This is a genomic window from Bacillus sp. SD127 (genome assembly GCF_058566445.1).
In genome coordinates this window covers 1,961,217-1,978,426 of the sequence record NZ_CP191226.1, presented here as the reverse complement: position 1 = coordinate 1,978,426, position 17,210 = coordinate 1,961,217, and the positions used below count along the sequence as shown (strand labels likewise).

Here is a 17,210-nt window from a genome sequence, read left to right as displayed (position 1 = left end):
TTCCCTCCCTCCCCTACTGAAAGGAAGTGATTCTTACTTGAGTCAAAACCTCAAAATCATATTAACCCCGCAAGCTGATACCTCATCAAAAACTGTCGACCAGTTAAATCAGCAAATCAAATCTTTAGAAAAGAAGCTTAACTCCCTCAAACTCAACACAAATATTGATTCTACAACCTTAAAAGCTCTGCAAGAATTCTCTTCTGCTGTAGATGCGTATCAAAAAAATCTAAAATCCTATAATCAAACAGTAAAAGAAACGTCCACAGTAATTAAGAATGCTGATGGATCAGTTGAAAAGCTCACCCAGCAATACAAGAAAAACGGTGAGATTCTTCAACGTGAAACTAAAATAATTAATAATCGCAATGCTGCTCTAAGGCAAGAAACTCAAGAAGTTAACAAACTCGCTCAAGCCACTGAAAAATTAGGTCAAGTACAAAAAAAGACCGAACAAAAGAACTTACAAGGCCAAACCACAAAGGTTGTACAGAAAAACCGTAACGGTTTTGAAGACATTGTTTATACGACTGACCCTAAAACTAATGCAACTTCTTCAAGAACCACAACCAATTACGATCAACAAAGGAAAGCAATTGAACAACTAAACCAAAGCCTAGAAAAGTTAAGAGAAAAAGGATTAGTCTCTTCCCAGGCGCTCTCTCGACTTTCCACTTCAATTAACGGTGCTCAAACTGCTGCTCAAATTGATCAAATTGCAAATCGTATTAAACGACTTGATGATTCCTCTACCGCTAAAGCAAAAACAAAAGAACTTGAGCATCAAGTTCAATTATATCAACGTCAAGCGCAAATAAATGTTCAAAACCTCAATACTCGTTACGGCAGTTCACTTAGTACCGCTAACTCCTCTGCCCTTCAGAATTATCTCAACTCAGTTAACCAACTTACGGCAAGAACTCCTAATTTAAGAACACAAATGCAGAATCTAAATATGCAGTTCAGAGAAGTATCTGCGAATGCATCATCTGCTTCTTCTAATGTTTCAGGCTTTGGAGAACAATTAGCACAATCATTTAGTCGTATGCCCGCATATTTTCTGAGTGGGACGATGTTCTATTCAGGGGTTCAAGCATTAAAGTCAATGGTGGAACAAGTCATTCAAATCGATACTTTAATGACAGACATTAGACGAGTCATGGACTTACCTGATTACAAATTTAATGAACTACTGCAATCCTCAATTGATCTTGGTGATCAGCTATCTAATAAAATTTCGGATATCCTTGAAATCACTGGTTCATTTGGACGAATGGGCTTTAGTGAATCTGAACTTGGAGATGTAACTAAAACCGCTCAGGTCTTACAGAACATTTCTGATTTGAATCCTAACGATACTGTTAACACCTTAACAGCTGCAATGCTTAACTTTAATGTAGCAGCCGGTGATTCTATATCAATTGCAGATAAGTTAAATGAAGTCGATAACAACTATGCAGTTAGTACCTTAGACCTTGCAAACAGTATTAGAAAAGCCGGCTCTACAGCCTCTACTTTCGGTGTTGAATTAAACGACTTGATTGGTTACACAACAGCAATTGCCAGTACTACTCGTGAGTCAGGAAATGTTGTAGGTAACTCACTAAAGACCATTTTTGCTCGTATTGGCAATAACCAAAGTTCAATCAAGGCATTAGAAGAGATTGGTATCTCAGTTAAAACAGCTGGCGGTGAAGCTAAGTCTTCGAGCGAATTAATTGAGGAACTCGCTGAGAAATGGGATACGTTAAGTGATGCTCAGAAACAAAATACATCAATAGGCGTTGCGGGTATTTACCAGTTATCTCGTTTTAACGCAATGATGAATAACTTCTCCATTGCCCAAAGTGCTGCGAATACTGCTGCTAATTCAGTCGGCAGTTCATGGAAAGAGCAACAAAAATATGCCGATAGCTTGCAAGCAAGAGTTAATCGTTTATCCAATGCTTTTACAGAAATGTCTGTGGCATCAGGTGAAGCGTTAATATCTGATAGTATCGTAGTGTTCGCTGATGCGTTAAAAAGTTTAATGCAATTAAGTGCCCAAGTAACCAAGTCCGTTGGATTACTTCCGCAAGTATTTGGAGCAGCGACAGCTGCAGTAATATTATTTAACTCTTCACTTCGTGCAAGTGCTATAACTTCAGGTACTGCAATGGGTGCAGCTCTAAAAAATCTTATCCTTAACTTTAATACTTTTACGGTTGGAGTGACAGCAGCTTCAGCCAAAACAGCAATTTGGAGTAAAATCACAACTGCTTTTTCAACTTCACTAACAAGCTTAAAAAAGGCAGCAATGACTACAGGAGCTTTCTTAGCTGGCAGCTTCCTCCCTATGGCAGCAATGATGGCTTTTGGTGTTGTTATTGAGAAGCTAATATCCTCATATTCAAAATTAAAACAAGCCCGCGAAGACTTTGAACAAGCTAAAATCACAAGTATTGAAGCCATTACAACTAATAAAGACACAACTGATCAATTAATTGCTCAATATAAAGATCTTCAAAAAGCAAAAGAATCAGGTACCTTAAGTTCTGAAAAAGAACAGGAGTATCTTCAGGTCACGCAACAATTAGCTCAAACGTTTCCTAATTTAGTTGCTGGTTACGACTCACAAGGGCAAGCAATAATTAAAAATAATGATGCTCTACAAGATGCCATCAAATATACACAAGAACTAGCTGACCTCAATAAGAAAGATATTCAAACGGGTGCTAAAGATACTTTTTCTGATAGTTTGAAAGAAATTAAGGATCTTCAGGCTGAAGTTGATCAATATAAAAAGATGGCTGATACATACTCAAAAGGTAAGGGTTTTTGGTCATTCTTTGAAAATCCTTTTGCAGATGACAGCTCAATTAAAAATCAAGGTGTTAAAGCTGAACAAGAGGCTCTTCGTGTTGAACAATCACTCTCTAGCTCACAGTCAAAAATCCGTGAGCAAGTTTCCAAAACAGTCGAAGCATTTAACTCCGTAAAAATTAACCCTCAGCTTACCAAGGAAGTCAATGATGCATTTAACAAAATTGATTTCAGCAAAATGGATGCATCGCAGTTAGAGTCCTTTTCTATCAATGTGTCTCAATATATGGATAAGATACAAAAGGCTCTACAATCTGGAAATCAGACCGACTTTTCTAAAGCCTCTCAAGGTCTTGAAAACCTCATAAGTCAATATGTAAATGGTTCTGATAAGGCAAATGGTCTTGTACTCTCTTATGGGGATCTTAAGGATGCTATTGACTCAACAAACAATTCAGCCGAATCAGCTAAAGTAACATGGGATGAAAATGGAGAAGGTATAGATGCTTTAGGAGAATCTGTTGGCACCCTATCTGACAAACTTAAAGATGCCAAAGGTGACTTTGAAGAAATTAGTTCCATTATTAGTGACCTTGTTGATTCTAAACAAAATGATTTAGCAATTTCCGCACTGCAAAACGATGCTTATGATGCCATGGCTGATAACATCTCCCCTTTAAATGAATTGCTTGAGAAAATGGCTGAAGGTAAAAGTTTATCAGCTTCGGAAGCTATGAAGTTAATCCAGAAAGAAAACGATCTTGCAGACGCTATTTCAATTGAAAATGGCGTTGTGAAAATAAACAGAGATGCAGTTGTTAAGCTACGTGACGCCAAGCTAAAAGCATACAATGACATGCAGCAGTCTGTTAAGCAGGATCTAATAAATCAAGCTAATGCTTTAAACAAGAAGATTAATATGTATAAATCTGAAGTTAAAGCAATCAAAACTGTTCAAGATGCTTATAATTTGAAATCAGATCTTGAAAAACAAAAACAGAAAATTCTTGAGGAAATGAAAAAAGGTAATGGCGGAGCAATTCAATACCTTCCTAAAACCCAAGAAGATTTAAATCAAGTTACTGACATTACTGATCAACTTGATGAACTTGATAAATTAGCTGATTTAGCCTCCTCTTCTCTATCAGAGACTGGTACATCAATGGAAGATATGTCTTCATCTGCAGAAAAAGCTTCTGAAGAAGTAAAAACTTCCATGTATGTTGTTGATAAATACAAGGAAGCATTAGAAAAAGTTAATGCTGAGATTGACAAGTACAACAAGCAGGTCAATGATTATCCAAAATACTCTCAGAAATATCGAGATGCAATTAAGAAAGAAATTAAAGCACTTCAGCAAAAGAAAAAGCTTATGCAGGAACAAGCTAAGCTGCTTAAAGATCAAATTAAATCCGGTAACATTACTCAATACGGTATTGTAACCTCTACAACTTCTTCTGGCGGAACCCTCTCCTCAACTGGTGGATCATATTCAGGAAAGTATTCAAGCTACATTAATTCAGCAGCTAGTAAATACAATGTTGATCCTGCCCTTATTGCAGCTGTAATTCAGCAAGAATCAGGGTTTAATGCTAAAGCACGATCTGGTGTAGGTGCCATGGGATTAATGCAACTGATGCCAGCAACAGCAAAAAGCCTGGGAGTAAATAACGCATACGATCCTTATCAAAATGTTATGGGTGGAACAAAGTACCTCGCCCAACAGCTTGAAAAGTTTGGCGGTAATGTTGAAAAAGCATTGGCTGCATATAATGCTGGGCCTGGTAACGTAATTAAATATGGTGGTATCCCTCCTTTTAAAGAAACACAGAATTACGTCAAGAAGATCATGTCCAACTACAGCAAATCCCTCTCCTCTGCCACTTCTTCAATCGCCAGCTATTATACAAATAATAGCGCTTTTAGGGTAAGCTCCAAATATGGACAGCAGGAATCCGGTCTCCGCTCTTCCCCACACAAAGGAACTGATTTTGCTGCAAAAGCAGGTACAGCAATTAAATCTCTTCAAAGTGGTAAAGTCCAAATTGCTGGCTACAGTAAAACTGCAGGTAACTGGGTTGTTATTAAACAGGATGATGGAACAGTTGCCAAGTACATGCACATGCTTAACACTCCTTCTGTTAAAACAGGTCAATCAGTTAAAGCCGGTCAAACTATTGGTAAAGTTGGTAGCACAGGGAACTCGACTGGGAACCACCTTCATTTACAGATCGAACAAAATGGAAAAACAATCGATCCTGAAAAGTACATGCAAGGTATTGGAACATCTATTTCAGATGCGTCACAAGCTGAGGCAGAACGGCAACAAGGGATAGCCCAGGCTAAATCTGATCTTCTCTCCCTTCAAGGAGATATAGATTCAGTCAATGATCAGATTCAAGAACTTCAGTATGAACTAGTTCAATCCAAACTCGATGAGTTTGATAAAAGAATTGGGGATTTTGATGTTCGGATAGCTAAAGATGAATCAATGGCTAACCGATACACTTCTGACAGCAAGGAATTCCGCAAATACACCTCTGATCAGAAAAAAGCTGTTGCAGAACAAGCTAAAATCCAACAACAAAAAGTTAATTGGATTCAAAAAGAAATAAAAACAAATAAAGCATTAAACTCCGCTCAACGTGCCCAGCTTCAAGAAGAGCTTAAACAAGCCAAGCTAGATTTAATTTCTGTTCAAGATCAGGTTCGTGAGCTACAGAAGCAACTTGTCCAATCTAAAGTTGATGAGACGCTTAAGTCAATTGAAAAGTCATCTTCTAAAACCCAAGGGAAAATTAAAGATGTTGATAATAAAATTTCAATGACTGAAGAAGATGAGGACAAGGTTAAGTACTATAGCAAGCAGATAAAGCTCATTCAGCAACAACAAAAGGAAGCCAAAAAATATATCAAACAGCTTGAAGAGCAAAAGAAAGCTGCGAAAGGTTTCCCTGACATCCAGGAACAGATCACTGAAGAAATCGAAAACTGGAAAGATAAACAGAAAGATTTTAACCTTGAGCTTTATAACACCAAGAAGTCGATCAAGGATATCTATAAATCATTGGCTGATGAAGTTGTATCCATCTACAAAGAGATGTACGAAAAAATGCGGGATATTGAGTTAGAAGCCCATCAGAAAGCGACACAAGATAAGATTGATGAGATCGACAAAGAAGACGAAGAAGCTAAATATCAAAAGGAATTGAAGGAGAAAAACCAAGCAATACAGGAAACAAAAGATAAGATCAGTAAACTTTCCATGGACGACTCCTCTGAGGCTAAATCGCAAGTCAAAGACCTAGAGAAACAACTTCAAGAACAACAGGAAGCTTTGGATGAGTATATAAAAGATCGTAGCAACACAAAACGGAAAGAAGCCCTTCAAGATCAGCTTGATAAAGATGAAGAATCAATTAACAACAAGTACGATGACCTGGTAAATGATGAACGAGCATTCAAAAAGCTTGAAGATAAGCTTATGGATGGTAAAATCACTGATATCGCTAAACAGCTTAATGAATTCACCAAGTTCATTAACGAGAATATGAAGTCGATTGGGAAAAGTATTTCCAATAACTTGATTGATAAGCTTAAGGACGCTGCCAGTGCATTAAATACCGTTACAACAGGAAATACAACAGGTAAAAAGGTGTCATCATTTGCTTCTGGTGGATATACAGGCACAGGACTTGGAGCAGGAAAGCTTGCATTCTTACATGACAAGGAACTTATTTTAAACAAGACAGATACTGAAAACATGCTGGAAGCTGTGAAACAAGTTCGTCAAACGTCCACTGACAATTCAGTAAAGACTACCTCTAAATGGGGTCAACCTGGTAAAATTTCAGATGTTTTAAGTAAGAGTATTTCTCTTGTTACACCAGCAATGAACGCTGCAGTTGCTAGTCAAACAAGTCTAACTAAAGGCTTAATTCCAACTCTTAAGAACTTCTCGACACCTACTGTAACCCCTTCTACACCTCAAGGGAATACATCAAACAATCAGAACTCATTCACAATTAATGTAACAGAAGCTAGTAATGCTAAAGAAACTGCGAGCTTAGTGTACAAACAATTAGCAAATGGGCTTAAAAATACTGGACTAAATTTCAACATCACATGAGTCGGCTAAGATTGCCGGCTCTATTTATATTGGGGGTGAAAAAGTGATTAAACAGAGCCAATATTTCATGTTTGATAACGTAAAGTCGATCGAATACGGTGTAGAAAACGTTAATACAGAATCAGGGTTAGTTGAGGAATCTTTTTTGGGCTCACGATCAGTTAATGAAACTTATGTAAAAGGAAGATCAGAGCCGTACACTGAAGGAGTCAAAAGAGAATCAAAACAATTCCCTTTAAACTTTTATGTTGGTGAAAATTATGATGAGAAAAAAATAAGAGCAATTAAGCGCTGGCTAGATGTCGATGATTACAAGCCCTTAGCTTTCAGTGAAAATTTAGACATTGTGTATTATGCAATGCCCGTAGATACCAGTGATCTAGTTCATAATGCGGCTAGACATGGATATGTTCGTTTGACAATGAAATGCAACTCCCCTTATGCATATAGTCGAAACACAAGTACTCATTCCTTTGATATATCATCAGGAATGAAAATCATTGAACTCCATAACAAAGGCGATGTTGCGATTTACCCTACTGTTGAAATTCTTAAAATTGGCGACGGCGATGTAAAAATCGAGAACCTGAGTGATTATACTGATCCCTTTATATTCAGCAATCTAAAAGACAGAGAAATTGTTAAAGTGAATGGCTTCAAAGAAATTATTGAGTCGTCTTTATATGGGAATGAAAGATATGATGATTTTAATGACAATTATATTAGATTGGATTACGGGAAAAATCGATTAAAAGTGACCGGAAAATGCAAACTGAGATTCACTTTCAGATTTAAGTATCGGTAAGAAGGTGAAAAATTGATAACTATTCGCAAGGATACAGAGATAAAAAACATACGCTTATCCCTTGCTAAGCCAGATAAGACTAAAATAGCCAACATTGATGAAGTTCTGAATCCAACTGTAACTTTAAATCATGGAAGCAGCGTTCACGAACTCTCCTTCTCTATTCCGCTTAAGGCCACCTATGATGGGGTCATTAAAAGGAATCATGTTGTAGATTTACTAAAACCCTGGTACCTAATTAAAACTGAGTTCTATGGGCTTACGATTTGGTTTATTATCACAAAAAGAACCAAGTCTTTCAGCAGTGAAATGGATACTGTACAAATTGAGTGCAGATCTCTTCAACATGAATTGAGTAGAATAAACGTTCTTAAATATGAGGAGACATCTAAAAATCTCCAGGAAGTAGTTACAGACTGTTTAAAGAATACCAGTTGGACGGTTGGATACATAGATACTCTCTTTAACATAAAACGGAGACAGTTTGACGTATCATCAACTAACAAGCTTGATTTTTTATATTCAATCTGCGAGAAGTTCGATGCAGTCCCAGTCTTTGATACAGTAAATGAAACTGTAAGCTTTTATAAAGAATCAGACATTTCGAAATACAAAGGCCTTAAACTGAACCCTCGGCAATATATGATTAGCATGGACGATTCTGATGATGCAGACGAATTGGTAACAAGACTGTATGCTATTGGAAAAGATGGCATAAGTATTAATTCAGTGAACCCGACTGGACAATCGTACATTGATGATTTCTCTTATTTCCTCTTCCCCTTTCAACGTGACGAACAACGAAATGTAATTTCCCACAGTGCCTATATGCCAGATGAACTTTGTCATGCAATTCTTGATTATAATGACCTTGTTAATAGCGAAGGAAATGCGTTTAATAAACTTCTCATCCAAAAGAACGAAGCTGAGACTAGTTTAACCGAATTAAATAACGAGCTTTACACCCTCGATCTTGAAGTCCAAAAGTTATTAGATCGAATTGAAGTTGCGAAGAAAGCTGGAGATGACACAAGTCAACTAAAAGCTCAACTCGCCATAAAGCAGAAAGCAGTTGCAGAAAAGAAAAACCAAATTGCTACGATTGAATCAACAATTTCCCAAATATCTGCTTCAATTTCTAAGCTTAAAGAAAAGCTTTCTTTTGAGAACAATTTTAGTGAAAATCAGCAAAAACTGCTCTCACGTTTCATTTCGACAACTGAGTGGTCAAATGACAGCATCTATGATGAGAATGAACTTTATGATGATGCCAACGAAGAACTCGAAAGTCGTAATACACCGCCAGTGAATGTAACACTCGATATAGTAAACTTTTTTAACTGTCTTAGTGAAAAACATAACTGGGATAGGTTCAGTTTAGGAGACACAGTACGAGTTCAACAGAGTGATTTAAATACCGATATTAAAGCCATACTTTCAGCAATAACAATTGATTTTGAACAATCAAATATTAGTGTCACAGTTACAAATGGAAAAAGAGTTCAATCTGATTTTGAGAAAATCATAAAAACCGTTTACAGAACAAACAAAATAAGTACTGAATTAAACAAAAGAAAGATTGAATGGGACAAAGTAACTGAAAACTTCAATATTCGAAATGATAGAATCTCAGTGCAGCCAGCACCCCCTACCATTGCTTCTGATGGCACGGCAATCACCCATAAGGTAAATGATAACGGCTCAGTTGATATTACCATTCAGTGGAACTATGTTGATTCCAATGAAGACAAATACAACATCGATGGGTTTGAGGTTTACTTACACGGTAGTGATGACAATGAGGAGTACACATTTGGCTCTGTGCAAGCTAGTGAGAACTTACAAAATGTTAAATATGACAGACGTACAGCCACTTTTACCGGATTACCTTCAAATATGTACTACACTATTGGTGTTCAAGCATATCGAAGAGTAGATGCAGATATAGATATAAATCAGATTCTTCTTTCGGATATAGTTAAATCAAGCCATCCTTCTGAAAACCCCTACCTCCCTTCTCCTTCAATTGAAGTAAAAGGAAGCCTTAGTGGAAAAGTTAACGGTCTCTATACAATCTCCACGGAAGCTAAGCCAGAAGATCCAGAAACAGGGACAATTTGGATTGACCCAAAGACTAATAAACAGGAACTGTTTAACGGAGAGGAATGGATTGTCTCATCTGCAGGATCAGCAGACTCCTTGAATGGTTTTCCTGCTTCTACATCTACTTCCCCAAACTCAATCCCCGTTCGAAATGAATCAGGGATAATTAGTGGTTCTATAGATGGTAATGCAGAGATGTTAGGTGGACGGGCAGCATCTGATTATGTATTAGTTGAAGATATCCTCACTCCCCCAAAGTTTGCAAAGGGTTCTTATATAGGTGATGGTACTCCAAGTAAAGCAATCCCACTCACCTTTACTCCCGATTTGGTAAAAATAACTCCAATTTCAACCGAGGACAGTCAACTTGTTATTGAAAGCACTTTGGGCGGTTATACCTATCAGGTAACTTCAACCGGATTATCCTTAAAAGGCGGAGATACAGGTTACGGCGCTTTAGGCAACTTCATGTTTATTACAGGAGCAGATAGCAATTTTAGGGGCAATAAATTAAACGTTAAATATATCTGGGAAGCTTATCAACAAAATTAACGGAGGTGATTAAACTGGCGGATTTTGCTGAATTATACAATGACCCGATACTAAGTAAAAAGAGAATAGGTTCAGTTGAAGACCCGTACCTAACTTACAATGAAACATTGACAATATTTAATGGAAGAGCACTCCTAACTGAGATTCCGAACAGAGAATTTCGTGTTGAAGTTACTGGGGACAATAAGGAATGGCGAGAGATTGAAGATGGAGAACTTGACGACAACTATTTTAAGGTTGATTACCTTATGGGAGTTGTCTTTTTTAATGCTTCAAACGAAGGAAAATCACTTACCTTCAATTACAGTGGCGAAGGAGCTTCCTTCTTTCCCGCCTCTCGAATTTGGATAAAGCGTCAAGGGAATATGGTAATTGAAACTCTACAAGGGCTTATTGATGAAGCTGAAGATGCAATAATTCGAATGAATGAACGGATTGCTGAATGTGAACGTGTTACAAAGCGATGTATTGAAATAACTAAATGGTGCAGAGAAGCTACATCCGATTATGAATATGTTGTTGAAAACACAAGAAAAATTTATAAGCCTTCAGTTTATACATACGCCGATATTATTACAACGTATCCAAACCCACTTATTGGCTGGACTGTTGCAGTTAAAGAAACAAAAACAGTCTATAGGTGGGATGGATTTGACTGGGTAGACATTGGTACTTCAGAAGTATATGAAGGTTTTAATATTTTATTAAGTGCTGTCGAACCGTTTAGTGCGAATTATATATGGTATCAAGATGAAGGCTTGGTACCTGAAAAACAAAGAGTAATCATATCAAATGTTGCACCTGAATCAGGTATGATTTGGTATGAAATTGATTAGAAAGAGAATCTACTAGTCTCTTTTTTAATTTGGAGGAATTAGATGGGATTTAAATATTATGATAAAAATACTGGTTCCTATGTTCCCATGTCGATTGAATTGCTTAAATCAGATGGCGTTTCTTACACTGCGCCATCAATTAAGCAAACTTTCGAGGATATCCTAAAACAAGTAAGCAGTGTTTCAAGTAGCGTCACTGAGAAAGTTGATGGACTATCTAATCAAATTGGGAACATAGATGATTTTCATATTACGGGTACAAACCTTGTCGAGAAGATATTAAATGCATTAATTCAGCGTAGAGTTAGCGTTACGGATTTTGGAGCTAAAGGCGATGGTGTGACTGATGACACTGCAGCCTTTAACAAAGCTTTTGAAATGGGATATGCAGAAGTATTTGTGCCAGCTGGAACATATATGGTTAAAGGATTGAAAGTTCCATCCTATACTAGATTATATGGAACAGGTAAACTCTCAGTTATTAAACTTCATAAAGATGCCCCCGCATACAGCCACGTCATCACAACTGTTCAAAATTCAAAGTGCATCATTTTTGAAAACCTCTTGCTTGACTGGAACCTTCAGAAGACTAACAACAGCATTTCCTCTGGCCCCAACTCAAGTTGCTTAAACATTACCAATTCACAATTTGTATGGGTAAATAATGTTCATGCAAAAGATGCAGGATTACACGGGTTTGATGTAACCTCTCCTTCTTATAACTCCCTTACTGATACAGAAGATGTTTATCAACCAGGTGGAAGTAAATACGTTTGGATTAATAACTGTACAGCAACGAACTTTGGCGACGATGGTTTCACAACCCACTTCTCAGAGTATGTTTTTATAACAAATTGTTATTCATATGATGGAAACGGATCAGCTCATACATCAGGCGCCAGCAACACAAATGGATTTGAAATTGATGATGGTTCAATGAAAGTGTGGCTGATCAACTGTGTCAGTAAGAATAACTGCCGAGGATTTGAAGCTAAAGCTCATGAACATGCACCAGCAGCACAGAATGTCACCTTTTTAAATTGTGTATCTGAAAATGATATTCGAAGTTTTGATTTTAGACACATTGGATTCCATAAAGCTAGTGACCCAGAATCTAAAACTGCAAGAAATATTATGGCTTCTAACTGCACAGCAATAAAACCAATTTTCAACGATAGGCTATACGCTGGAATGACACCAAGAGCTTTGGTTATTTCTGCTTACAAAAATGTTAACATTTCTAATTTCACAGCTATCGGTGACCCTTCTTATGACTATAAAGGTAATCCAGCTATTGCAACTCAATATAAAAGCAGGAACATTACTTTTAATAATGTTTCTTCATCTGGATTTAAAACAGCTGGAGCAGATATTTATATTTATGGAGGAAGTCAAAAATCTGACTTTGTGTCCTTATCAAATATAAATGTTCTTGAGTCTGCATTAATTGGCATCAGAATTGGCAGTGCTATTAAGAACGCTAGTGTAAATCAAGCAAGTTTAATTGGTTACAGCAAAGAAGGGTCTATTGGCTTGTATTGTACAAACTCTCAAGTTGACATTAACGCAGTCAATTGTGATAAATACGCTATCCCCTCGAAGATTGCCGGAAAAACCTATACATCCTTTGTACCAAAAAATATTAAAGGTGGCACAAGGATTGCGACAACTTCTGGCTACGCTGCTAAAAATACTAGTCTTGTAGCTGCTTCTTCTGGTGGTGGACAAGCAACGGGTACTGCTTCTGCAGTTATAGCAACAACTGGTGGATCTAAAGCCGATGGCCCTCGTAACGTAGTAATCGCTTCATCTGGCGGTTCTAAAACCACATCTGAAGGCAGTCGTTCAATGGTTGCCGCTTCAAATAACTCTTCAATTGAAGGCACTGGATCATCTAGGATGGTCATAGCTTCCCAAGGTGTTGCCAATAAAACAGGTTACACAGTTGCTTTAGGATATGCTGCTACAGGTGCACCCTCTACAGCAAATACAAAGATTCAATTAGATGCAAAGAATGGGAATATTAATCTTACCGGTCAAGTTAAAGGTGCCTCCACTTTCTCAGATTACGCCGAGTATTTTGAATCGATTGATGGTAAAGCCATTCCTTCTGGTTATTTTGTAACTCTAGAAGGTGACAAAATCAGAAAAGCCAACGCAGGAGATAAAGTTTTAGGAGTGATTTCTGAAACAGCTGGTGTAGTTTTAGGCGAAGCAGCATTTAACTGGCAAGGCCGTTATTTGAAGAACGAATTTGGCGGTTTGATTTACGAAGATATTGATGTAACAGTTACAAATGAAGACGGTACACAAAGAATCGAAACTAAAACAGTTCCGAAAGAAAATCCTTATTATGAACCTGCTGAAGATTATATTGCTCGGTCTGATCGGCCTGAATGGAATGTCGTAGGAATGTTTGGCCAGATATTTGTACGTATTGATGGGACTGTTGCAGCTGGTGATCGTATAATTCCTAAAGCCGGTAAAGGGTCAAAATCTGAGGATGGTTCAGGTTACTATGTAATGCGTATCACAACCCCGTATTCACAAGAACGAGGATATGGTGTAGCGCTATGTCTTATCACCCCTACAATCTAAATGCATTAAAAATTAAGGAGGTGTTTACGTTCTAGATAAAATATAGATTTTATTCAAAACACATACTTGAAAGACAGAGATAACAAGAGCATACGTGAGATAAAGAGAGATTGGGTTTAGTCTCCTTCTCTCTTTTTTGTGTTCAAATTTAATTTTAGGAGAGATGTTTTTTGTCAGCTTATACAAATAATTATATTCCGGTAAACAAGTATACTCGACCTGGTTTAAAGTTAAATGGTGTTAAGAAATTAGTTGTTCATTATACAGCCAATCCGGGCGCCGGCGCAGACAATCATCGCAGATACTTCAGCAATGCACAAGTTTATGCATCAGCTCACATTTTCGTAGATAAGGCTGAAGCAATTTGTATCATTCCGTTAAATGAAGTAGCTTACCATGCAAATGATATTCAGCAAAGAGATAGTGCCGGAAATCCTTATCGAGGAGTTGCTGCGCTAAAACCTAACGCTAACTTTTTATCTATTGGAGTTGAAATGTGCCTTGAAAAAGACGGTTCATTCCATTCAGATACAGTTGAAAGAACTGAGGATGTATTCGTTGAATTATGTAATAAGTTTGGTTTAGATCCTATTGTTGATATTGTTCGTCATTATGACATCACTCATAAGAATTGCCCTGCACCATGGGTATCTAACGGCCAAAAATTTGTAGACTTTAAAAATCGAGTAAAGGCAAAAATGTCAGGCAAATCTGTTTCAAAAGCTTCTCCAACTAAACCAACAACCTCCTCCCCTTCCTCTTCATCAGCAGTAAGTGGTTCACTAAAATCAAAAGTTGACGGTCTTCGCTTCTATTCAAAACCATCTTGGGAAGATAAAGATGTTGTCGGCACAGTAAATAAAGGCATTGGATTTCCTACAGTTGTTGAGAAAGTTAAAGTTGTATCTGCGTATCAATATAAAGTTAAGAACTCTAAAGGTGCTACATATTACATCACTGCTTCTGACAAATATGTTGATGTTACAGGAACAATTAAAACTTCTTCCTCTGCCCCAAAAACAACATCAACTTCTTCAAGCTCCTCATCTATTAAATCCGTGGGAAAAATCAAAATTGTCGGTGTATCAAGCGCAGCAATCGTAATGGACAAACCTGATCGAAATAGTTCTAAAAATATTGGCACAGTTAAGCTTGGAAGCACTATTTCAATTTCTGGTTCAGTTAAAGGTAAAAACAATCCAAAAGGTTACTGGGAAGTTATTTATAACGGTAAACGTGGATACATCTCAGGGCAATTCGGTTCAAAGATTTAATTATATTCAATAATCTCGGAGGATTTTTGCTGCTCTATTCATATCAGCGAATATCCTCTTAATTTAGGAGGTGATGTAAAGTCACCTTCCTATATTCATTAAAGGTTGGTGACAAATGGATAACTTTGAGCAAAGCACCATTTCAAGATTAAGTGCACTAGAAGAAAAAGCAAAACACACCAATAACAAGATTGACTCTCTTGAAGAAAGAACAAATGTTATCGGTCGTATAGCTACACTTGTTGAGCAACAAGTCGAAATTAATAAAGACTCTCAAGCACAATCAAGAGAACAGTTCAGTACTCTTAACGAAATGAGTAACAGTTTAAAAAATCTAAGCAAATCATATGAAAAACTAGACAATCGAGTTGAAATATTGGAACGCTCTGATTCTACTCGTAAAATTGATCCCTCACAGTTTACTAAAGACCTTGTATTCAAGGTGCTACCAAGTGTGATTGCCACTATTATAGGTGCATGGTTGCTCATACATTTTGGCCTTAAATAAAATCAACAGGAGACGATTAAATGACTAAAATCAACTGGAAAGTAAGACTGAAAAAGAAGACATTTCTTGTTGCAATTTTCTCTGCAACGCTTTTATTCGTACAAGCAATTGCCTCTGCATTTGGATACGACTTGACGGTATTTGGTGACAATTTGACAGAGAAATTTAATGCACTTCTAACTTTTTTAACTGCAATGGGCATCATTGTTGACCCAACAACTCAAGGTATTTCTGATAGTGAACAAGCAATGGATTATGATTCACCGAGATAACCCCCTACCCTTCTCTTAATTGAGGAGGGTATTTTTTTCGTTTTTTCAACTTTTACGCATAATCAATTTATTTGTAATTTTCATACAAATCTCTTTACATTTCTTTCCTCCAGTGCAACTATATAATAAAAAGGACAGAAAGGGGTTTGAAACTTGAAGACTGAAAAAGTCATTCCCTATGACTTGGTAGCGACAAAAATGAATCATTGGTATGTAGCAATTAAAAAGAATTGGGTCGGTAGAGCAGAGGAAATGCGAAAAGAAGTTATGCAAGAAATAAAGATTATGGAAGAGAATCAAGATGTCTTGCTATACTACTCTCTACTCGAATTTAGACATAAATTAATGCTATCGTATATGTACCCTAACGCCATAAAGGACATTGAGAAAAATTATGGTGAGTTAAAAGAGTATGCAGGTCATGAAAACTTAACAGGAATGCTCGAATATTACTATTATTTTTTCATGGGCATGTTCTATTTTAGACAAAAAGAGTTGACGTTCTCCCTTAATCACTATAGACAAGCAGAGAAACATTTGGACTCCATCGATAGCGAAGATATTGAAGTTGAAAAAGCTGAATTTTATTTTAAATTATCAGAAGTGTATTACCACATGAAACAAACTTATTTTTCAATGAATTATGCCATGAGAGCCTATAATATTTTTAAAAAGCAACCTGATGTTGATGGAAACTCTACATACGGGGTACAAAAAGTACGCTGTCAATTCGTCATATTTGGCAATTTACTGGACAGCATGAAGTTTGATGAGGCGTTAAAAAGAGCATATAAAGCTTACCAAGAAGCAGAAGAGCTGAATAAAAATGAGAAGAATCGTGGACATTTAATACGTTCAGCACTGTTTAATATTGGATTATGTTATAATCAAATGGAAGAACTTGATAAAGCATTTTTTCACTTTAATAAGTCGCTCCAAATCATTGAGCCAGAAAACCATGATTATGCAGCTAAAACATTGTTTGTTATCTCCTTCTTAAAAGGAAGGCAAAACGATACTAAAAATGCTCAAGCGTTTTATGAACAATCAAAGCAGATAGCAGAACAGTACAACAATGAAGTAGTTATTGAAAAGCTGAAAATGGTTAAAGGTCTTTTCTTGGACTCGGATTTAAATTTAGTAAGAGAAGCGTTCCAGTTCTTCAGAGAAAGAGGTATGTACCCTGATATGGAAAGCTATGGAGTTGTCATAGCTGATTTTCTCACAGCAAAAAAAGAAGCTTGGGGTGCAATTGAATTTTATCGTTTGGCAAATGAAGCAAGAAGACAAATTAAAAGGGGAGAAGCAATATGAAAACAAAACTAATTATC

The 17,210-nt window shown here is 36.9% G+C and carries 9 protein-coding genes; all 9 read left to right on the top strand.

All coding sequences use genetic code 11. From position 1 onward, the window contains the following. Positions 1-37 precede the first annotated feature (37 nt). Positions 38-6,931, top strand: coding sequence for a phage tail tape measure protein (locus ACQVGS_RS10375; RefSeq protein ID WP_491831568.1), 6,894 nt, complete (start codon positions 38-40; stop codon positions 6,929-6,931). 43 nt (positions 6,932-6,974) lie between these two features. After that, positions 6,975-7,736 (top strand): distal tail protein Dit, encoded by a 762-nt coding sequence (locus tag ACQVGS_RS10370; RefSeq protein WP_283912384.1) that lies wholly within the window; start codon positions 6,975-6,977, stop codon positions 7,734-7,736. A 12-nt stretch (positions 7,737-7,748) separates the two neighbouring features. Next, a complete protein-coding gene (locus ACQVGS_RS10365; protein ID WP_283912385.1) occupies positions 7,749-10,391 on the top strand; it encodes a DUF7361 domain-containing protein in 2,643 nt (880 codons plus the stop codon). Between the two features lie 14 nt (positions 10,392-10,405). Beyond that, entirely contained in the window at positions 10,406-11,227 is an 822-nt protein-coding gene (locus ACQVGS_RS10360; RefSeq protein WP_491831803.1) for a hypothetical protein, read from the top strand. Between the two features lie 42 nt (positions 11,228-11,269). Further along, positions 11,270-13,825, top strand: a complete 2,556-nt coding sequence (locus tag ACQVGS_RS10355; protein WP_041337019.1) for a peptidase G2 autoproteolytic cleavage domain-containing protein — start codon at positions 11,270-11,272, stop codon at positions 13,823-13,825. A gap of 170 nt (positions 13,826-13,995) precedes the next feature. Then, positions 13,996-15,099: an N-acetylmuramoyl-L-alanine amidase BlyA gene (blyA, locus tag ACQVGS_RS10350; RefSeq protein WP_491831565.1), complete on the top strand. Its 1,104-nt coding sequence runs from the start codon at positions 13,996-13,998 to the stop codon at positions 15,097-15,099. A gap of 115 nt (positions 15,100-15,214) precedes the next feature. After that, on the top strand, positions 15,215-15,607 hold the full coding sequence (locus tag ACQVGS_RS10345; RefSeq protein WP_017696898.1) for a hypothetical protein: 393 nt from the start codon (positions 15,215-15,217) through the stop codon (positions 15,605-15,607). Positions 15,608-15,627: 20 nt separating this feature from the next. Further along, entirely contained in the window at positions 15,628-15,879 is a 252-nt protein-coding gene (locus tag ACQVGS_RS10340) for a phage holin (RefSeq protein WP_042976275.1), read from the top strand. A gap of 153 nt (positions 15,880-16,032) precedes the next feature. Beyond that, positions 16,033-17,193, top strand: a complete 1,161-nt coding sequence (locus tag ACQVGS_RS10335) for a response regulator aspartate phosphatase (RefSeq protein ID WP_095533086.1) — start codon at positions 16,033-16,035, stop codon at positions 17,191-17,193. The last annotated feature ends 17 nt before the right edge of the window (positions 17,194-17,210 follow it).